The sequence below is a fragment of the Mycobacterium sp. TY815 genome (assembly GCF_030755135.1).
Taxonomy (GTDB): Bacteria; Actinomycetota; Actinomycetes; order Mycobacteriales; family Mycobacteriaceae; genus Mycobacterium.
Window position 1 is genome coordinate 3,982,623 of record NZ_JAUFRX010000001.1, and the last position, 19,794, is coordinate 4,002,416.

A 19,794-nucleotide genomic window follows, 5' to 3' on the forward strand; every position below is an offset into this window, starting at 1 on the left:
GGGTCTAGAACTGCAGCGCGCTGAAGCGCCAGTCCAGCACCTGCCGGTCCGGCTCGCCGGCGGCGTAGACCAGCGACCGCAGCCCCAGTACGCCCGAATCGGCCGATTCGACGTGCAGCTCGCTGTACAACGTGTCGCCCTCGTGCACCGGGCCGGTGTGATCGCAGGACTCCCAGCCCAGCACCGTGACCAGGTTCGGCAGCAGCCGGTTGGCCTGCGCGAACGCCAGCCCTATGGTGTGTCCGCCGTACACCAGCCGCTGCCCGCCAACCCGCGAATCATGGTGCGTGGCGGCGATATTCAGCGTGAGCCGGGCCAGCTCGGGAGCGCTGCTGACCACGTCGGCGGTGCTGCGCAGCACCGTCCCCGCCAGGCCGGGGTCGAAATGCGGCCCGGGCACCTTGCGGCGGAAAGCCTCGCCGTTCCAGGCTTCGGTCGGGCGGACGCCCGGCGGTGTCGCCACGAAAGCAGCCAGATCGTCGGTGCGGGTCGCGGCGTCCCCGGGCGTCCAGTCCGGGCCGGCCGGCAGCATTGCGCAGCGGTAGAAGTCCAGCACCAGCTGATCGGCCTGGTCGATCGTCGTCATGCGCAGCGCCGCCATGCCCGTGGGCGCCCGGCCCGGCTTGGCCGTGTTGGCGCGCAGACCCACGACTTCGGTTCGGGTGTACAGGGTGTCACCGATCACCGGAAACCGGTGGAACGTCAACCCGCGGTAGAACAGGTTGGCCCTGACCCGCTGAGTGGCCACCGTCGACTGCCCGATCGCCACGTCGCACACCAGTCCCGGGTGCGCCAGCGCGGCCGGCGCACCCGTCACCGCGAAGCACAGGTCGGCATCCAACGCCAACCGCAGCCGGTCGCCGATGATGGCCTGGTGGGCGGCGGCCAGGCCCGGCGACAGCGTGGCCGAAGGCGCCCAGTCGAACACCTGCCCCACGAAGAGGTCGTCGAAATAGGGCCCGCCTGCGCGCACCGCCGTATACCCGTCTGTCACGAAATCCCATGCTGGCAGGCTGTCTCAGCGAGGGTCAAACACGCGCCCCGCCGAAAGTGAATACGACGACGTGACACGCCGGTTCGACGTCGCCACGTTCACGCTCGGCCGATCAAGCAGAAGGGGCAACAGTGAGCACTGAACTCAACGACGACGAAGCGATGCTGGTGGCCACCGTGCGCGCGTTCATCGACCGCGACGTGCGGCCCACCGTGCGCGAGGTCGAGCACGCCAACGCCTATCCCGAGGCCTGGATCGAGCAGATGAAACGTATCGGCATCTACGGCCTGGCCATCGACGAGGAGTACGGCGGTTCGCCGGTGTCGATGCCGTGCTACGTCGAGGTCACTCAGGAACTCGCACGCGGCTGGATGAGCCTGGCCGGCGCGATGGGCGGGCACACCGTCGTCGCCAAGCTGCTGACCCTGTTCGGCACCCCGGAGCAGAAGCGAAAGTACCTGCCGCCCATGGCGACTGGTGAACTGCGGGCCACGATGGCGCTCACTGAGCCGGGCGGTGGCTCAGATCTGCAGAATATGACCACCACCGCACTACCGGCCACCGACCCGGATACGTTGATGGTCAACGGTTCCAAGACGTGGATCAGCAATGCACGTCGCTCCGGACTGATCGCGCTGCTGGCCAAGACCGACCCGAACGCTACCCCCCGGCATCGGGGCATCTCGGTGCTGCTGGTCGAGCACGGGCCGGGCCTGACGGTGTCGCGGGATCTGCCCAAGCTCGGGTACAAGGGTGTCGAATCATGCGAACTTTCCTTCGACGACTTCCGGGTTCCGGCATCTGCGGTACTGGGAGGCGTTATGGGAGAAGGCTTTTCGCAGATGATGAAGGGCCTGGAGACGGGGCGGATCCAGGTGGCCGCACGCGCGCTGGGCGTGGCCACCGCGGCGCTGGCCGACGCGCTCGAATACGCCCAGCAGCGCGAGAGTTTCGGCCAGCCGATCTGGAAGCACCAGGCGGTAGGGCACTATTTGGCTGATATGGCAACGAAACTCACCGCCGCCCGTCAGCTCACCCACTATGCCGCGCGCCGCTACGACAGCGGCGAGCGGTGCGACATGGAGGCGGGCATGGCCAAGTTGTTCGCCTCGGAGGCGGCCATGGAGATCGCGTTGAACGCCGTTCGCATCCACGGCGGCTACGGCTACTCCACCGAATACGACGTCGAGCGTTATTTCCGTGACGCGCCCCTGATGATCGTCGGCGAGGGCACCAACGAGATCCAGCGCAACGTGATCGCCGCGCAGCTGGTGTCACGCGGCGGCATCTGACCGCGACGGGGGGTCCGTTTCGCACTGCCCGCGTGCCGTGGGGTGCGCTATATTTGCCTGACTTCGCCGCGAGGCACCAGCAAAGTGGCGACCCAAGGGAAGGCAGCGGTTATGAGTTATCCGTCGGACCCGTACGGCGCCAACCCGGGTTGGCAGGGCCAGCCGCCGCCGAGCTACGGCGGGCCGCCCGCCTACGGCGCCGGGCCGGAACCGGACAACTACCTGGTCTGGGCGATTCTGAGCACGGTGCTGTGCTGTCTGCCGGCCGGCATCGTGTCGATCGTCTACTCCACCAAGGTCTCCGGACTGTGGGCACAGGGACGCTACGGCGAAGCCCAGGAAGCCTCCCGCAATGCCAAGAAGTGGGCGATCATCAGCGCCATCGTGGGTGCGGTGGTGATCGTGGTGTCGATCATCCTCTACGTCGTCCTGATCGCGGCGGCCGTCTCGATCGACAACCACATCCAGACGACGTACACCACCTATTCCGGGTACTGAGCAAAGCCGATCGCGTCCACCAGACCCCACGCCCGCGCCGTCTGCGCCTCGACGGTGTGACCCGAGAGGACGAGATATGCGGTGCGCCAACGGCCTATCCGCCGGGTGACACTGACCGTGCCGCCGGCACCGGGTAACAACCCCAGGCTCAACTCGGGCAGTCCGAATACGGTGTCCGGCGCCGCCTGCACCCACCCGCAGAATGCGGCCATCTCCAGCCCGCTGCCCAGCACCCGCCCGTGCACCTGAGCGCGACAGGCCCGGCCGAGCCGGCCGGTGAGTTCGTCGAGCACCAGGGCAGGACTGTGCCGGGTGCGCGCCAGGTGGGCGCTGGCCGGGTCGGCGAAGGAGCCGAACTCGGCGAGGTCTCCCCCACTGCAGAAGGACGGACCGTTGCCGCCCAACACGATTCCGGCGATCGACGGATCGAGCTGCGCGACGGCCAGTGCCTCCAGCAGCGCCGCACGCGTGCCGGTGCAGAAGGCGTTGTGCCGGTCCGGGCGGTTGAAGCTGATGCGCAGGATGTCGTCGTAGCGTTGCACCGTAACGGGTTCGGCGCTGTCCGGGACCCGCGCCGGTCCGCGCTGGGACAGCCAGCGGGCGAATTCGGGTCCGGCCTGCAAGGTCGAATAGGCCAGTGACTCGGTGACCAGACCGCCCAGCGTGACGCCGGCCGGGTCCAAAGAGCGCAGTACGTCGTCGCAGACCGCACTGGCGATCGGCCACTGTTGGCAGCGTTGCGTCAGCTCGGACAACACCCGCGGCACCGAATCCACGGTGACCACCCGGGGATCGTCACATCGGTGCTCGGACAGCGTGAAAGTCGCAGTGTCCAGCCAGTACTCGCTGTGCGGCGATCCGTGGGCGACGATCACACCCGGCGGCGCCGCCACATCGGGCTCCGGCGCGCTGGACAGATCGACCACCCGCAGGGTCACACCGAATACTTCTCGATCAACTCGTTCTTGTAGAGCTTGCCGGTGTCGGTACGCGGCAGCTGTGCCTCGAACGCAATCGACCGCGGACACTTGAAGTGCGCCAACCGTTCTCGCAACCAGCCCGACAGCTCCTCGGCGAACGCCTCGGTGGCATCAGCCGGGTCGACGGTCTGCACCGCCGCCATCACCCGCTGGCCCATCTCGTCGTCGGGAACGCCGAATACGGCCGCGTCCAACACCTTCGGATGGGTGACGAGCAGGTTCTCGGTCTCCTGCGGATAGATGTTCACCCCGCCGGAGATGATCATGTGGTGACGGCGGTCGGTGAGGTACAGGTAGCCCTCTTCGTCGAGAAACCCGATGTCCCCGACCGTCATCCAGCCGTGCGTGTCCCGCGACGCGGCGGTCTTCGACGGGTCGTTGAGGTACTCGAACGAATACCCGCCTTCGAAATAGATCTCGCCCGGATGACCGGGTGGCAACTCTTTGCCGTCGGGCCCCAGGATGTGCAACGCGCCGGACATCGGTTTGCCGACCGAGCCGGGATGGGCCAGCCAGTCCTCGGCGGTGATCAGCGTCGAACCGATCGCCTCCGAGGAGGCGTAGTACTCGTCGACGATGGGCCCCCACCACTCCATCATCTGCTTCTTGATCAGCACCGGACACGGCGCGGCCGCATGCATGACCCGCTTCAAACTGGACAGATCGTACGAATTACGCACCGCTTCCGGCAGTTTGAGCATCCGCACGAACATGGCCGGGACGAACTGCCCGTGCGTCACCCGGTGCCGCTGGATCGCGTCCAACGTCCCCTCGGGATCGAACTTCTCCATCACCACGGTGGTCAGGCCGGCGGCCTGCACCGTCAGGGACCACACCGACGGCGCCGTGTGGTAGAGCGGCGCGGGGCTCAGGTAGACCGTGTCGGGGTCCATCCAGAACCCGACCAGCGCCGACATCATGCCCGGCGCGTCTTCCGGCGGCACATGCGGCAGTTCACGTTTGATGCCTTTGGGCCGGCCGGTGGTGCCCGAGGAGTATTGCAACAGGTCACCCTCGATCTCGTCCGGGATCGGGGTATCCGGTTGATCCGCAACGCATTCCGGATAGCGCTGCCAGCCCTCCAGGGCACCGTCGGCGAGCAGCAGCACATCGGGCAGACCGTTGGGCAGATGGTCGCCGAGCCCCGCGCACACGTCGCGCAGCGCCGCCGACCCGACGATGGCCCTGGCGTTGCTGTTGTCGATGATGTACGCCGCCTCGGCCGCGGTCAGATGGGTGTTGATCGGCACGTAGTACAACCCGCTGCGCCGCGCCGCCCACATGACGGCGTGCATGTGCTCGTTGTTCTCCATCAGGATGGCGATGGCGTCACCCTCGCGCAGCCCGGCCTGCCCGAAGTAGTGCGCCAGCCGGTTCGCGCGGGCCTCGAGCTCACCGAAGGTCACCACGGTGCCGGACGGGTACAGGATGACGGCGGGCTTGTCGGGATGAGCCAGCGCATGCGGGCGAATCTGCATGGCTGAACTCTACGAGTCAGCCGCGCAACGGTGCGCGCAGCGTGGGCAACACCTGCCGGCGGTTCACCACCAGCGCGACCACGGCGACCATCGCATACACCCCGCTCAGCGCCAGCCGAGCCTCGGTCGAGGCGACCGGGAACTGCACCAGGAACAGCGTCAGCAACGCCCACGCCGTGTAGCGGTGGAAGCGCAGCGCCAGGATCAGCGCCACCCCCATCAGGGTCTGGGTCGCAGTCAGCAGCATCTCTTCGACCTGCCGGCCGTCCAGGACCAGCTGGTCGGCGCCGCCGCCTACCAGGTGGGCGATCGGCAACGAACCCACCAGCAGCGTCCACTGGTTGACCTTCGAGGAGATCAGCGTCGCGATCGCGGCGGTGCCCTTGCCGCGGCTGGCGAAGATGATCGCGATCACGAACTCCGGCGCTTCCGAAGCGAGCGGCGCCAGCCACTGCACCAGCAGGAACCGGTCGACACCCAGCTCGGTGCCGGCGCCGATCAGGCTCTCCGCGAAGGGTTTTGCGCACGCCAGGATGACCCCGGCGGCGACGGCGAACAGGGTGATGACCGCGGCGCGACGGGCCCGCTCCGGTAGCCCACCCAGGGCCGCGGCGGTGCCCATCAACTCGGGCTCCTCCACGGCGCCGCGGCTGAGCTTGTAAAGGTAGAAACCGAACCAGGCCAGCAGTGCGACGCCCAGGGTGATGTGGATACGGCCGGTCGCCGGCACGAGGAAGGCGACGATCCCCGCGACGAGCAGGAACCCCAGTTCCACCCGGTTGCCGCGCTCGAGCCGCAGCGCAGCCGTCGGCCCGCCCGTCCTGCGCGCGACCCACAGCGCCACCAGCACCACCACCGGCCAGCCCAGGCCCATCAACAACCGGTTGGAGCCGGTCATATTGGCCGCGGCGTACTGGGTGTACTCGGCGTGCGAGCCGGACTGGTAGGCGTAGTAGAGGTCGACGGCGTATTCGGGCAGCACGGCGATCAGCGCCAGCACCGCGATGGCCAGGCCGCCGGACACGTCGAGTTGCGCCGCCTCGGCCGCCCAGGCCAGCAGGAAACTCGCCGCGACGACGGCCGCGCCGTGGACGATCAGCGACAGCACGGGTGCGGGATGCAGCCCGGCGCAGCGCACGACGAGCGCGGGAGCGATGAAGATCGCGGTGGTGAGCAGCGAGCGCAGCAGCAGGTCTGCGGGTGTCCGGGTCCGACGGCGTTCGGCGATCAAAGCCATTAGCGTCCTTCGGTTCCTGCGGTCCGGGGCCCCGTCGGCGGTGGCGAGACTTCGGACCGACGTTGTGTCGGCCGAAGGTCTCGCTCGCCGGAAAACTCCCCGGTGGATGACCGGGCGACCGAAGCCGCCAGTATGTCGACCATCCGCAGCCGCCGGTAACCAGGCCGGCGATCTGGAACTACTCCCCTTCGCTACCCCGAGGCTAACCTAATTTGGATCGTCTGGCAACTTAGCGAAGCTACGAGTTTCTCGATGTCGGTGACCTGTATTTGCTGATCAACTAGGTATAATTTTGTTTTCGTTGACCCGAAACTATGGATTTGGCAAACCCCAACAATCCGGGTCAGCCTTGCACCGTCGGCCGAACGTTACGGATGTAGTCCAAGTAGTCGGGCGGGTAGCCAAGCCGGATGAGGCGATCCCTGAGGCTCTCGCCAAACTCGGATGACGCCAGGATCTCGAGGTCTTGGCCGACCAACTGCGCCGGCACACTCGCGGTTCTGGCCAGGACGTTGCCCGCGGCCTGGGCGTCGTAGGCGATGGCCGAACCGACCTTCTGCACCGCCGGCATGACGCGACCGGCGCTCAGATCCGCGCCCGCCTCCGTCGCCATGTCCCTGGTGAATCGTGCCGCACCCGAGATCTCGGCCGCGTTCGCCGTCGCCGTGGCAGCCAGAGTCGCACCGTTCGCCGCGTTCAGCCGGCCGACGAGGGTGCTGACATCCGCCAGGTCCTTCTGCCACGGGGCAATTTGCGCCGCCGCCGCTGAGGCTGCACCGTGGTAGCTCGCGAGTGCGGACACATTCTGGGCCCACAGCTCGTCATACGCACCCTCGATGGCCGCAATCAGCGGACCGTTGAGGCCCAAGAAGTTCGACCGCACCGCGGACACGAACTGCACACGATTGGTTCGCACCGTCATCGGATGCGCCACGGCGGCTTTCGCCGCCTCGAAAATCCCCGCTACCGCGTTGGCCTGGGTGGCAGCGGTGGCGGCACGGGTCGCCGCTTCGCCGAGAAAACCCGCATATTTGGCGGCCACTGCCGTCATCGCCACCGACGAGGGCCCCTGCCAAGGACCACCAGCTAACCCGGCAGTCACCGACCCGAAGCAATCAGCAGCGCTGCCCAACTCGTCGCTCAAGCCGGTCCACGCCGCAGCCGCACCCAGCATCGGCCCGGATCCCGCACCGGAATACATTTGCGCCGAGGTGATTTCGGGTGCCAATACCGCAAAGTTCATCGGTGGATCCTCTCGCATCCGGCAGCCCCCGTGCCGATAGCAAGAAATCCTACGACCAAACCGTGCGCAAAATTAACGTTTCCGCAAACTAGTCTTTTCAGCTACACCGGCGGCACTGATGGCGGTGTCGACCCTGGCGGCCCTGACGGCCCTGACGGGCTGACCGGCCGCGTCAGCCGGGCAGCACGGCGGCCGCTGCGGGCGCGCCGGTCAGGTACCCGATGTCTTCACGAATCAGTTCCGCCGGCAACGAGAGATCTTCGATGCCCAGGCGCGCCACGGTGTCCGCATCGTAGGCAACCGCAGCGGCGACATCCCTGGCCGCGGCAACTGGATCGCCGCCCACGACGGCGGCCTCCGCTGCCCGCAGGCTGCTTTCCGTCACTGCCGCCGCGCTCGACAGCTGCACCTGGTTGTCGCTGACCACGCGACCGATTGTGGCCGCGTCCATCTGCAGCAGGCCGCCGAGGTCGGCGGCCGGCGCGGTGGCCGGGGGCCTGTTGCCGGGCGCCGCCAGTATCTCGATGTTCTTGGAAACGATCTGCCCGGGCAGGGCGGCGTTCTCGACGAGCAACCGCCCGGCCGTCTGTGCGTCATAAGCGACTGCCGAGCGCAACGGCCCCCACAAGCGTCCCGGACCGAAGCGCGCTTCGACGAACGCCGTATTGACAGCGTCCCGGGTGAAGCGCGCCGCGTCGGCGATCTCGGCCGAGTTGGCCGCCGCCCGGGCCTCGATCATCGCCTTATCGGTTTCGACCACCCGGCCGATGCGCGCGCCGAAGTCACCCAGGGCCTCCTGCCACGGCGCGATCTGGGCGGCCGCCGCCGAGGCTCCGGTGTGGTAAGCCGCCAGCGCGGACACATTCTGGGCCCAGAGTTCGTCGTATGCGCCCTCGATGGCGGCGATCAGCGGAAAGTTGAGGCCGAGGAAATTGGACCGGATCGCCGAGACGAATTGCATGCGGTTGGCCCGCACCGCCATCGGATGGGCAACGGCCGCCTTCGCGGCCTCGAAAACGCCGGCCACCGCCTTGGCCTGGGTGGCCGCCGTTACTGCGCGGGTTGCCGCCTCGGTCAAAAAGCTTGCGTACCTGGTGGCCACCGTCGTCATCGCGGCCGCCGCCGGACCCTGCCAGGGGCCGCCGGTCAATCCCGCGGTCACCGACGCGAAAGAGTCTGCGGCACAGCCCAATTCCTCGCCCAATCCGGACCAGGCCGCAGCGGCGCCCAACATGGGTTCGGAGCCTGCGCCGGAATACATCTGCGCCGAAATGACTTCGGGTGCCAGCACCGCAAAGTTCACCAGTGGACCCCTCTCGCGTTCGAGTGTCGACAGCGAGGGATCCTACGACGCAGCGCAGCGGAAATTTACGTTTCCGCAGAACCGGTGTGCCAGCTGCTACTCCGCTTCGCGCAACCGCTCCTTGAGCGCGTCGAACTCGTCGCGAATGCCGGTGGGCAGCTTCTCGCCGACGAATTCCAGCCACTCCTCGATCAGCGGGATCTCCTCCCGCCACTCGTCGGTGTTGACCTTCAGCGCCTCGGCCACGTCCGCGGCGTCTGCTTCGAGCCCGTCGAGGTCCATGTCCTCCACTGCGGGGACCGTGCCGATCGGGGTGGTGCGCCCGCCGGCCTTGTGCTCGATGCGGTCGACGATCCACTTCAGCACGCGGCTGTTCTCGCCGAAGCCCGGCCACAGGAAGCGGCCGTCGTCGCCACGGCGGAACCAGTTGACGAAGAACACCTTCGGCAGCTTGGAGTCGTCGGCGTTCTTGCCCAGGTTGATCCAGTGGCCCAGGTAGTCACCGACGTTGTAGCCGAGGAACGGCAGCATGGCCATCGGGTCGCGTCGCACATTGCCGACCTTGCCCTCGGCCGCGGCGGTCTGCTCGCTGCCCAGGGTGGCGCCGATGAACACGCCGTGCTGCCAGTCGCGGGCCTCGGTGACCAGCGGAACCGTCGTCTTGCGGCGGCCGCCGAACAGGATGCCGGAGATCGGCACACCCTGCGGGTCGTCCCACTCGGGGGCCAGGATCGGGCACTGCGACATCGGGGTGCAGTAGCGGGAGTTGGGGTGGGCCGCGTTGGTCTCCGTCTCGCGGAAGTACCAGTCGTTGCCCTTCCAGTCGATCAGGTGCTGCGGGTCGCCTTCCAGACCCTCCCACCACACGTCGCCGTCATCGGTCAGCGCGACGTTGGTGAAGACGGTGTTGCCGCCGGCGATGGTGCGCATCGCGTTCGGGTTGGACTTCCAGTTGGTGCCCGGCGCGACGCCGAAGAAGCCGAACTCGGGGTTGACGGCGTACAGACGGCCGTCCTTGCCGAACCGCATCCATGCGATGTCGTCACCGAGGGTCTCGGCGCGCCAACCGGGGATGGTGGGCTGCAGCATCGCCAGGTTCGTCTTGCCACACGCCGACGGGAAGGCCGCGGCGAAGTAGTACGCCTTGTTCTCCGGGGAGATGAGCTTGAGGATCAGCATGTGCTCGGCCAGCCAGCCCTCGTCGTGGGCCATGGCCGAGGCGATGCGCAGTGAGTAGCACTTCTTGCCCAGCAGCGCGTTGCCGCCGTAGCCGGACCCGTAGCTCCAGATCTCGCGGGTCTCCGGGAAGTGGGTGATGTACTTGGTGTCGTTGCAGGGCCACGGCACGTCCTGCTGGCCCTCCTCGAGGGGGGCGCCGACCGAGTGCAGGGCCTTCACGAAGAACCCGTTGTCGCCGATCTTCTCCAGGGCGGCCTTGCCCATCCGGGTCATGGTTCGCATCGAGACGACGACGTACTCCGAGTCGGTGATCTCCACGCCGAGCTTGGGGTCCTCCGCACCGAGCGGGCCCATGCAGAACGGCACCACGAACATGGTGCGGCCGCGCATGCAACCGCGGTACAGGTCCGTCATGAGCGAGCGCATCTCGCTCGGGTCTTTCCAGTTGTTGGTGGGCCCGGCGTCGATCTCCTTCTCGGAGCAGATGAAGGTGCGGGACTCCACGCGTGCGACATCGGACGGGTCGGACAGCGCCAGGTAGGAGTTGTGGTGCTTCTCGGGGTTGAGCCGCTTGAACGTGCCCGCCGCGACGAGCTGGTCGGCGAGCCGCTGGAACTCCTCCTCGGAGCCGTCGGTGAACACCACCCGGTCGGGCTGAGTGAGCTCGGCGACCTCCTGCACCCAGGACAGCAGCCCCTGATGATTGGTGGGTGCGTTGTCCAGGCCGGGGATGGTCGCTGAGGTCATCGAACTCTCCTGAATTCTGGTGCTCGGTAATCGTCGGTTCCAGTGGCATGCGTGTTCAGCACACTTAACGCTCTCTTACTCAGGTTATCGCGCATCACTTGTCGCGTAAGTCCCAGGAGGGTATAAGCCTGCTCACAAGACCGATTCAGAAAGGTCTGTTTTCGTACCGCGTCGAGGTTCCGGCCCGAAAGGTAACCCGCTCACCCGGTATACCTGGTTCGCCGAGTTCTGCACGTACCGCGGTGAGCGCGGCCTGGATAGTCGGCATCTCGCGGTCGCGCACCGCCGCGGCCCGGGCGGCGGCCAGGGCATGCTCACGCAGTTCGCCGTCGATGGCGCTCACGTGGTCGGTGACCCGCACGTTCTCGGCGTCGTCGTGCGCGGCGACCGCGGTGCTCAAGAGGGATTCGGCGGCCAGGATCCGGCTGGCCACCAGCTGTTCGGCGACCGAACGCAGCGACGACGTCGCCTCCCCCACCCAGCGGTCGAGCACCGCGCGGTCGCTGAGCAGGCTGCGGACGGTGACCACCCACGCCGTCGTCGCCAGTCCCAGCGCCACGCAGGCCGCGATCCCGGCGGCCGTCAGCCCCGGGTGCAGGCCAAGAGTCAGCCCGGAGATCAGCCGGCTCAGCGTCAGCGCCACGCCGAGCCCGAACACGGCGCCGAAGACCATCAGCAGCCGCATCTCGAGGCGGCGCGACTTCAGTGAGGGGGCCGACACCGGGACGGCCGGCGCGGTGGGGGGCGGCAGATCCAGCGGAACGCCCATGGCCGCCGCGACCTCGGCGAGGTGAGCGTCGGCACCGGCGGCGATCTCCCCGGCCACTTCATCGAGCCGCACCTGGGCGGCCGCGGCGAACCGGGGGACCTGGCGCCGGGACAGTGCCGCGACGTCTTCCTGCAGTTCGCCGCGCAGCGCCGCGGTCTGGTTGCGTACCGAGTAGGACAGCTGGACCCTGGCCTGCTGGAGCTGTCCGCGCAGCGTGATGGTGCGTTCGGATCGTGACTGGCGACGCTGCCGCAGGGCCGCGCTGCGCTGGTCGCGCAAGGCGTCGACCCGGGCCTGCCGGCCGGCGCCGTCGGCGTCCCGGTCGAAGCGCCGCGCCACCGTCTGCAGTCGCGACTCCCAGGCCCGCAACCGGTTGCGTCGGCTCAGATCGGAATCCGCGAGCTGGGCCACGAGGGTGACAACCAGGTCGTCGACCTGCGGCGCGCCCACCTCCGGTGCGGCGGCGACGCCCACCCACGGCGCCTTGGCGTAGCGGGGCCCGTGCGCGGCCAGCGTGTCCCGGTTGGTGTCGAGCACGTCCCGCCAGCCGAGATGCACGTCGATCTTGGCCACCACGGCCACCACCGCGTCGGTGTTTTCGGCCGCGGCGTCGAGCAGCATGCAGTCCGACGCGGTCATCGGAGCCGAGGCCGACACCACGAACACCACGCCCAGCGGCGCGTCGCCGGTTCCCAGCTCTCCCGACTCGACGAAGGTGCGCTGCGGAACGCGTTCCCGCAGCGCGGCCGCCACACTGCTGACCCCGGCCAGCCACGGGCCCGTCACCAGCACCACGTCGCGCCGCCTGATGGCCGGCGCTCCGAGCTTCGGCCCGACGGCCGCCACCACGGCGTCGACCCGGGCCACGGGATCGTCGCGGCTCACTGGGGCTCCTGACCGGCGGCCCACAGGCGCAGGGCCCCCCTGGCGATGTCCACACCGCAGGCGCGGTGCACGCCTCCCGGCGCCGAACGGGTGTAGCGCTGCCAGTGCTGCGCGCGGCGCAGCGGCGCTGCGGGGCCGGGCGGCAGCCCGCAGGCCTGCGCGGCCTCCAGCGCGGCGCCCATCCGGGCGATCACGGTGTCGTCGGCGTTCAGAAACGCATCTACGGCCGGATCACCGACCGCCAGCGCTTCCAGTTCGGTGACGGCATCGAGAATCCGGCGATAGCGCGCCGGTGCTCCGGCGGCGACGATCCGGCCGACGACCTCGTCGACCCCGCTGACCCGGCGCCATAGCGCCCGCACCTGCTTCGGGCCGCTGCCCTGCCGCAGGGCGGCGACCGCCAGCGCGATCCCGAACAGGTCCACTCCTGCCAGCAGCTCCCGCGGAATCGCCGCCGGTGCCGGGTCCGCGGCCAGCGCACGCAACGCCGCCCAGCGCGCCGCGCCTGGATCATCGAGCGCGGCCAGGGCCAGCAACCCGCTCATCGGCAGCACCGGCACGCCGAGCAGCGCAGAGAACTCCGGGCACCGCGCGCTCGCCGCCGCCATCGGTCCGTCGCCGCCGAACCCGGTGAGGTCAGCCTTGTTCAGCACCGCAAGCACCGCACCCGAGGCCGAGTCCTCGGGCTTGACGACTTCGGCGATGACCTGAACGTCGAGGTCCGCCCCGCTTTCGACCACCGTGAACCACCGGCCGAGGGCGCGCGCCACCGTGCTGCAACCCACCCCCAGGCGTCCGCGGACCCGCACCCGCAGCGGCGCCGCGACCCGTGCGGCGATCGCCGCAATGCGCTGGTCAGCGGCCCTCCGGGCGAATTGCGTCAGCTGGTCGACGAAAATGTGCTGCCCCCTGTTCCCTGCATCCGAACCCCGCCCCGAATGGTGACATCTACCTCGGCCGCGCGCGAGCCAGGCATCCCCCGATACCAGCCGAAGGCAACTGTTGGGTATCAATCTGGACCACAGGCGGCTACACCCGCCCTTCATGGGCCACCATGGACGGATGCATGCGCAACCCGGGGTTGGGTTACGGCCCGACGCGCCCTGGGGCTATCTGCCTGCCACGAGTTTCCGGTCTCGGCGTTCGGCTCTGTCCGAGGCCCAGCGCCAGACCTGGGAGCGGCTGTGGCCGCAACTCGGCCGACAGGCCGACGACACCCCGCCCGGCCAGGGCGCCCCTCTGGATACCGAGTCCTGGTTCGGCCGCCGCGCCCCGCTGGTGCTGGAAATCGGGTGCGGCAGCGGCACGTCAACACTGGCCATGGCCCAGGCCGAGCCGGATATCGACGTGATCGCGGTCGAAATCTACCGACGGGGCCTGGCGCAGCTGCTGTGCGCCATCGACGCCGAGCAGGTGAGCAACATCCGGCTGATCCGCGGCAACGGGATCGACGTGCTCAAAGACCTGCTCACTGCGCAGTCGCTCATCGGAGTCCGGGTCTTCTTCCCGGACCCGTGGCCCAAGGCACGCCACCACAAACGCCGACTGCTGCAGCCCGGCACTGTTTCCCTCATCGCCGATCGGCTACTCCCCGGTGGTGTGTTGCACGTCGCAACCGACCATCCCGGTTACGCCGAGCACATCGAGGAGGTGGGTGCGCAGATGGAAGCCCAGTCCCGGTTCGTCCGTGCCGGCACCGACTCCGAATCACTACCGATCTCCGTGAATCGTCCCACCACCAAGTACGAGACGAAGGCTCAAGAAGCGGGCAGCCACGTCTGCGAGTTCGTATGGAAGCGGATTTGAGCACATGAGCATTACTGAAGAAGTGGCCACCGACACCTCGGCAACCTCCGATACGCCCGGATCGCTGGCACCCATCCTGGCGCCGGAACTGGCCCCCGATGTAGCCAAGGACGGACTGGCCAGTTTGGCCAAACCGGTCAAGCGGGTCCTGCTGGTCTGGGACGCCCCGAACCTGGACATGGGACTGGGCTCCATCCTGGGACGGCGCCCGACCGGGGTGGAGCGCCCCCGGTTCGACGCCCTGGGTCGCTGGCTGCTGGCGCGAACCGCTGCGGTCGCGGCCGGACTCGGCGCGGCGCAGGACGTCCGGGTCGAGCCGGAGGCGACGGTGTTCACCAACATCGCACCGGGCAGCGCCGACGTGGTGCGGCCCTGGGTGGACGCGCTGCGCAACGTGGGTTTCGCCGTCTTCGCCAAGCCCAAGATCGACGAGGACAGCGACGTCGACCGGGACATGCTCGAGCACATCGACCAGCGCTACAAAGAAGGTCTCGCGGGTCTGGTGGTGGCCTCCGCCGACGGTCAGGCATTCCGAATACCGCTGGAAGCCGTGGCCCGCGCCGGAACCCCAGTTCAAGTGCTCGGATTTCGTGAACACGCCAGTTGGGCGCTAGCGTCGGATACCTTGGAGTTCGTCGACCTGGAAGACATTGCAGGTGTTTTCCGGGAGCCACTGCCGCGGATCGGCCTAGATTCGCTACCTGAGCAGGGAGCTTGGCTGCAGCCGTTCCGGCCGCTGTCATCGCTGTTGACCTCGCGTGTGTGACAACCAAACATCTATACGCGGGTCTTTAAAGATCTTGAAGATCCAGTAAGGAGCTTACGTGTTCGCCTGGTGGGGTCGAACTGTGTACCGGATCCGGTACATCGTAATCGGGGTCACGGTGGCTCTGTGCCTGGGCGGTGGCATCTTCGGTCTCAGCCTGGGCAAGCACGTGACGCAGAGTGGTTTCTATGACGACGGCAGCCAGTCGGTCAAGGCGTCGGTGCTCGGCGACCAGGTCTACGGCCGCGACCGGACCGGCCACGTCGTGGCCATCTTCAAAGCGCCCGACGGCAAGACCGTCACCGACCCGGCGTGGTCGAAGAAGATCACCGATGAACTCAACAAGTTCGTCGCCGACCACCCGAAAGAGGTGTTCGGCTGGGCCGGGTATCTGCGGGCCCCCGACAGCACCAGCTCGGTCATCAAGGGCATGGCCACCGACGACAAGAAGTACACCTTCGTCTCGATCCCGCTCAAGGGCGACGACGACGACACCATCCTGACCAACTACAAGACCATCGAGCCGGCGCTGCAGAAGCTCGACGGCGGCACCGTCCAGCTGGCCGGCCTGCAACCGGTCGCCAGCGCGCTGACGGGCACCATCGCCACCGACCAGCGCCGCATGGAGGTGCTGGCCCTGCCGCTGGTGGCGGTCGTGTTGTTCCTGGTCTTCGGCGGCGCGGTCGCCGCCTGCCTTCCCGTCATGGTCGGCGGGCTGAGCATCGCCGGTTCGCTGGGCATCCTGCGGTTGATCGCGATGTTCGGACCGGTGCACTTCTTCGCCCAGCCGGTGGTCTCGCTGATCGGTCTCGGCATCGCGGTGGACTACGGGTTGTTCGTGGTGAGCCGGTTCCGCGAGGAGATCGCCGAGGGCTACGACACCGAGGCCGCGGTGCGGCGCACGGTGATGACTGCGGGCCGCACCGTGGTGTTCTCGGCGGTGCTGATCGCCGCCTCAGGCGCCAGCCTGTTGTTGCTGCCGCAGGGCTTTGTGAAGTCGCTGACCTACGCCCTGATCACGGCCGTCTCGCTGGCCGCGATCCTGTCCATCACGCTGCTGCCCGCCTGCCTGGGCGTTCTCGGCAAGCACGTGGACGCGCTCGGTGTGCGCACCGCTTTCCGGGTTCCCTTCCTGCGCAACTGGAAGGTCTCGCGGGCCTACCTGAACTGGCTTGCCGACCGCCTGCAGAAGACCAAGACCCGCGAAGAGGTCGAAGCGGGCTTCTGGGGCAAGCTGACGAACTTCGTCATGAAGCGCCCGCTGGCGTTCGCGATCCCGATCGTCGTGGGCATGATCTTGCTGATCATTCCGCTGGGCAACATGTCGCTGGGCGGCATGAGCGAGAAGTATCTGCCGCCGAACAACGCGGCGCGCCAGTCGCAGGAACACTTCGACAAGCTCTTCCCCGGCTACCGGACGAATCCGCTGACGCTCGTGATCGAGTCGACCAACCATCAGCCCGTCACCGACCAGCAGGTTGCGGACGTCCGCAGCAAAGCCATGCAGATCAGCGGGTTCATCGAGCAGGACAACGACCCGTCGAACATGTGGCAGGAACGCCCCCAGGCACCGGGCGGGTCCAAGGACCCTTCTGTCCGGGTGCTGCAGAACGGGCTGCTCAACCCCGCTGACTCGTCCAAAAAGCTCGAAGAGTTACGCGCGATAACGCCGCCCAAGGGCATCGAGATACTCGTCGGCGGGACGCCGGCGCTGGAACAGGACTCGATTCACAGCCTGGTGGACAAGGCGCCGCTGATGGTGTTGGTGCTGATCAGCACGACCATGGTGCTGATGTTCCTGGCTTTCGGATCGGTGGTATTGCCGATCAAGGCGGCGGTGATGAGCGTGCTGACGCTCGGGTCCACGATGGGCATCCTGACCTGGATATTCATCGAAGGTCATGGCGCCGGACTGCTGAATTTCACGCCGACGCCGCTGATGGTGGTGATCATCGCTCTGGTGGTCGCAGTCGGCTACGGCCTGGCGACGGACTACGAAGTGTTCCTGGTCTCCCGCATGGTCGAGGCCCGCGAGAACGGGATGTCCACCCAGGAATCGATCCGCATCGGTACAGCCACCACCGGTCGCCTGATCACCGCGGCCGCGCTGGTCCTCGCGGTGGTTGCGGGTTCGTTCGTGTTCTCCGATCTGGTGATGATGAAGTATCTGGCGTTCGGTCTGATGGCGGCGTTGCTGCTGGACGCGACCGTGGTCCGGATGTTCCTGGTGCCGTCGGTGATGAAGCTGCTCGGTGACGACTGCTGGTGGGCACCGCGCTGGATGCGACGCCTGCAGAACCGCATCGGCCTGGGTGAGATCCAGTTGCCCGACGAGCGCAAGCGGCCGGCCACCAAGACCCGCCCGCCGGTGACGGCCGGACTGGTGGCAGCCGGTGCCGGGGCGTCACGCAAGCCGCACGACCCGACGCACCCGGCCGCACTGACACGGGCGGCCCAGCCGGAGCTGGCACCCGCGCCCGCGGCGCCCTCCCCGCAGGTTCCGGTGCGGGCCACTCCCGCCACCGAGCCACCCACGGCCCGCCTGTCGGCGCCCGGGGCGACCCGCAACGGCCCGGCACCGCGGCCGGCCGGCCGTGGCCCCGCATCCAAGAACGCGACGCCACCGTCTGCCGGCGAGACCAACAAGATGCCGGTGGCAGGTAGCCGTCCGGATCCCACTCCCGCCCCGGATCCGGCCGACAAGACCGCCGCCCTGCCGGTCCAGCGCGCCGAGGGCGACGACTCCGACACGGCCACCGAGAAGCTGAATTCCCGCGGTATCCAGGAGGACAGCACGGTGGACACGTCGCGCCGGCGGCGCACCGGTGGCGGTGGCCTGTCCGCGCAGGACCTGCTGCGTCGCGAGGGCCGGCTCTAGGGGTTATTCGGGGCTATGCACAACTTTCGATCGATCAGCGGTGCCTTCGCAGCAGTTGTCGCAGCCGCCGCAATGTCGGGCATCGGCGGACTCTGCGCCGCTCCCGCCCACGCCGACGGCCCCGTCCAGGTGCAGAGCCGGATGGGCAATGTGTGCTTGGACGCACCGGACGGCAGCTGGCTGACCGCGGTGGTGATCAATCCCTGCAACGGCTCGGACAATCAGCGCTGGAATCAGAACGGCGCTCAGCTGGAGAGCGTGGCATTTCCGGGGAATTGCCTGACATCGCCGAACGAGGATCGGTGGACGGCGCACCTCGGGCCCTGCCTGAACTGGTTCAACCAGCAGTGGAACCCCCAGCCCAACGGCCACATCATGATCAGCCTGGACGGGTGCCTCACGGCCCTGGGCGGACCCAACCCCGGGACGTGGGTCTCCACCCGGTTCTGTGGCGGCGACGTCGACCAGGGCTGGAATCTGGTGCCCTAATCGTCGGGTCTGTCGGGCTTGTCCGGTTTTGCCTGCAGGATCGCCGACACCTCGTCGTTGTCCTTCTGGCTTTCCGCCTCGGCCTCCGGATCGGAGGCCAGCAGCACCTGCATCGCGTTGTTCAGGAACGCCACCGTCGGAACGGACAGCAAAGCGCCGACGATGCCGGCCAGCACCCCGCCGGTTGAGATCGCCAGCACCACCGCCAGCGGGTGGATCGACACTGCACGGCCCATCACCAGCGGCTGCAGGATGTGCGCCTCGAGCTGATTCACCACGACCAGCAAGCCGAGTGTCAGCAGCGCGTACAGCATCCCCTTGGCCAGCAGTGCCACCACCACGGCCAGCAAACCTGACACCAGGGCACCGATCAGCGGTACGAACGCACCCAGAAACACGATGGAGGCCAGCGGCAGCGCCAACGGCACCCCCATGATCGCCAACCCGGCGCCGACCCCGGCCGCGTCGGTCAGCGCGACCAGGAAGGTGGCCCGGATGTATCCGGTCAGGGCGCCGTACCCGGCGTGACCGGCCGCGTGCACGCGATCGCGGACGTGGGCCGGGAAGATCTTCTGCACGTACTGCCAGATGTTGCGGCCGCCGTACAGGAAGAAGATCAGCGTGAACAGCACCAGCACGGCCGCCGTGACCAGCTCGGTGATGGTGGCGGCCGTGGACAGCGCGCCGCTGGTCAGCTTGGCCTGATTGTTGCGCAGGGCTTCGATCGCGGCGTTGCCCGCGTTGTCGATCTGCTCGCGGCGCAGGTGGGCCGGTCCCTCGATCAGCCATCTGCGGCTGCTGTCGATACTGTGCTCCACCTGCTTGACCAGGTCGGGCACGCCGACGATGAACTGGCTGACGACGAAAGCCAGGATGCCGCCCAAAATCGCGAACCCGCTCAGCAACACCACCGTCACCGCGGCTCCGCGCGGCAGGCCATGCTCGTCCAGCCAGTCCACCGCCGGCACCAGCAAAGCGCTGAGCATCAGCGCCAGCAACACCGGCACCACGATGACTTCGAGCCGGTCGACCACCCACAGCAGGGCGACGGCGGCCGCGACGATCACGAGCAGTCGCCAAGACCACGCTGCGGTCTTGCGCACGAGAGGGCTGACCGCTTCGTCGTCCAGATTTGCCGGCATCAAGCCAGCCTAGCCGGGATGTCCCGCAAATCCGGCCGCCACGATCCGGTCACGACCTCAGAACAACGCCGACACGTCGGCGACGTGCAGCGATGCGTCGGGCACCGG

The 19,794-nt window shown here is 67.9% G+C and carries 16 protein-coding genes; 6 read left to right on the forward strand and 10 right to left on the reverse strand.

From position 1 onward, the window contains the following. Positions 1-4 precede the first annotated feature (4 nt). Positions 5-994, reverse strand: coding sequence for a MaoC family dehydratase (locus QXK92_RS17220; RefSeq protein WP_306243161.1), 990 nt, complete (start codon positions 992-994; stop codon positions 5-7). Positions 995-1,155: 161 nt separating this feature from the next. Between QXK92_RS17220 and QXK92_RS17225 the strand changes: the two genes are divergently transcribed. Together QXK92_RS17225 and QXK92_RS17230 are read left to right on the forward strand one after the other, a co-directional pair. Then, positions 1,156-2,286, forward strand: coding sequence for an acyl-CoA dehydrogenase family protein (locus QXK92_RS17225; protein WP_371934561.1), 1,131 nt, complete (start codon positions 1,156-1,158; stop codon positions 2,284-2,286). Positions 2,287-2,397: 111 nt separating this feature from the next. Further along, positions 2,398-2,784 (forward strand): CD225/dispanin family protein, encoded by a 387-nt coding sequence (locus QXK92_RS17230; protein WP_306243165.1) that lies wholly within the window; start codon positions 2,398-2,400, stop codon positions 2,782-2,784. Here the strand turns inward: QXK92_RS17230 and QXK92_RS17235 are convergent. The 8 genes from QXK92_RS17235 to QXK92_RS17270 all read right to left on the reverse strand — a co-directional run bounded on the left by QXK92_RS17235 (position 2,769) and on the right by QXK92_RS17270 (position 13,504). Further along, positions 2,769-3,716, reverse strand: coding sequence for an enoyl-CoA hydratase/isomerase family protein (locus tag QXK92_RS17235; RefSeq protein ID WP_306244498.1), 948 nt, complete (start codon positions 3,714-3,716; stop codon positions 2,769-2,771). The genes QXK92_RS17230 and QXK92_RS17235 overlap by 16 nt on opposite strands. A gap of 2 nt (positions 3,717-3,718) precedes the next feature. Beyond that, positions 3,719-5,242: a fatty-acid--CoA ligase FadD4 gene (gene fadD4, locus QXK92_RS17240; RefSeq protein ID WP_306243167.1), complete on the reverse strand. Its 1,524-nt coding sequence runs from the start codon at positions 5,240-5,242 to the stop codon at positions 3,719-3,721. Between the two features lie 16 nt (positions 5,243-5,258). Further along, complete coding sequence (locus QXK92_RS17245) at positions 5,259-6,479, reverse strand: sodium:proton exchanger (RefSeq protein WP_306243169.1); 1,221 nt, start codon at positions 6,477-6,479, stop codon at positions 5,259-5,261. Positions 6,480-6,822: 343 nt separating this feature from the next. Further along, positions 6,823-7,722: a PPE family protein gene (locus QXK92_RS17250; protein ID WP_306243171.1), complete on the reverse strand. Its 900-nt coding sequence runs from the start codon at positions 7,720-7,722 to the stop codon at positions 6,823-6,825. Between the two features lie 172 nt (positions 7,723-7,894). Beyond that, positions 7,895-9,025, reverse strand: coding sequence for a PPE family protein (locus QXK92_RS17255; protein WP_306243173.1), 1,131 nt, complete (start codon positions 9,023-9,025; stop codon positions 7,895-7,897). Between the two features lie 96 nt (positions 9,026-9,121). Next, entirely contained in the window at positions 9,122-10,951 is a 1,830-nt protein-coding gene (locus QXK92_RS17260; protein WP_306243175.1) for a phosphoenolpyruvate carboxykinase (GTP), read from the reverse strand. A gap of 145 nt (positions 10,952-11,096) precedes the next feature. Next, complete coding sequence (locus tag QXK92_RS17265; RefSeq protein WP_306243176.1) at positions 11,097-12,605, reverse strand: hypothetical protein; 1,509 nt, start codon at positions 12,603-12,605, stop codon at positions 11,097-11,099. After that, positions 12,602-13,504: a hypothetical protein gene (locus tag QXK92_RS17270; RefSeq protein WP_306244500.1), complete on the reverse strand. Its 903-nt coding sequence runs from the start codon at positions 13,502-13,504 to the stop codon at positions 12,602-12,604. The genes QXK92_RS17265 and QXK92_RS17270 overlap by 4 nt, the downstream gene beginning before the upstream one ends. 145 nt (positions 13,505-13,649) lie before the next feature. On the opposite strand from QXK92_RS17270, the gene trmB reads away from it, so the two are divergent. The 4 genes from trmB to QXK92_RS17290 are packed head-to-tail and all read left to right on the forward strand — an operon-like array spanning position 13,650 to position 18,544. After that, entirely contained in the window at positions 13,650-14,411 is a 762-nt protein-coding gene (gene trmB / locus QXK92_RS17275) for a tRNA (guanosine(46)-N7)-methyltransferase TrmB (protein ID WP_306243178.1), read from the forward strand. 4 nt (positions 14,412-14,415) lie between these two features. Next, the gene (locus tag QXK92_RS17280; RefSeq protein WP_306243179.1) at positions 14,416-15,177 is read left to right on the forward strand and encodes an NYN domain-containing protein; all 762 of its coding nucleotides are present in this window, start codon (positions 14,416-14,418) and stop codon (positions 15,175-15,177) included. 58 nt (positions 15,178-15,235) lie between these two features. Next, positions 15,236-18,055, forward strand: coding sequence for an MMPL family transporter (locus tag QXK92_RS17285; RefSeq protein WP_306243181.1), 2,820 nt, complete (start codon positions 15,236-15,238; stop codon positions 18,053-18,055). A gap of 15 nt (positions 18,056-18,070) precedes the next feature. Continuing rightward, on the forward strand, positions 18,071-18,544 hold the full coding sequence (locus tag QXK92_RS17290; protein WP_371934521.1) for an RICIN domain-containing protein: 474 nt from the start codon (positions 18,071-18,073) through the stop codon (positions 18,542-18,544). On the opposite strand, the gene QXK92_RS17295 is transcribed toward QXK92_RS17290, so the two are convergent. Then, complete coding sequence (locus QXK92_RS17295) at positions 18,541-19,686, reverse strand: AI-2E family transporter (protein ID WP_306243183.1); 1,146 nt, start codon at positions 19,684-19,686, stop codon at positions 18,541-18,543. The genes QXK92_RS17290 and QXK92_RS17295 overlap by 4 nt on opposite strands. Positions 19,687-19,794 lie beyond the last annotated feature (108 nt).

Bases quoted from the DNA above. Each gene is read 5' to 3' on its own strand.
- trmB (WP_306243178.1), top strand. From the start codon at position 13,650: ATGGGCCACCATGGACGGATGCATGCGCAACCCGGGGTTGGGTTACGG.
- fadD4 (WP_306243167.1), bottom strand. From the start codon at position 5,242: ATGCAGATTCGCCCGCATGCGCTGGCTCATCCCGACAAGCCCGCCGTC.
- QXK92_RS17230 (WP_306243165.1), top strand. From the start codon at position 2,398: ATGAGTTATCCGTCGGACCCGTACGGCGCCAACCCGGGTTGGCAGGGC.
- QXK92_RS17245 (WP_306243169.1), bottom strand. From the start codon at position 6,479: ATGGCTTTGATCGCCGAACGCCGTCGGACCCGGACACCCGCAGACCTG.
- QXK92_RS17280 (WP_306243179.1), top strand. From the start codon at position 14,416: ATGAGCATTACTGAAGAAGTGGCCACCGACACCTCGGCAACCTCCGAT.
- QXK92_RS17260 (WP_306243175.1), bottom strand. From the start codon at position 10,951: ATGACCTCAGCGACCATCCCCGGCCTGGACAACGCACCCACCAATCAT.
- QXK92_RS17250 (WP_306243171.1), bottom strand. From the start codon at position 7,722: ATGAACTTTGCGGTATTGGCACCCGAAATCACCTCGGCGCAAATGTAT.
- QXK92_RS17225 (WP_371934561.1), top strand. From the start codon at position 1,156: ATGCTGGTGGCCACCGTGCGCGCGTTCATCGACCGCGACGTGCGGCCC.
- QXK92_RS17295 (WP_306243183.1), bottom strand. From the start codon at position 19,686: ATGCCGGCAAATCTGGACGACGAAGCGGTCAGCCCTCTCGTGCGCAAG.
- QXK92_RS17290 (WP_371934521.1), top strand. From the start codon at position 18,071: ATGCACAACTTTCGATCGATCAGCGGTGCCTTCGCAGCAGTTGTCGCA.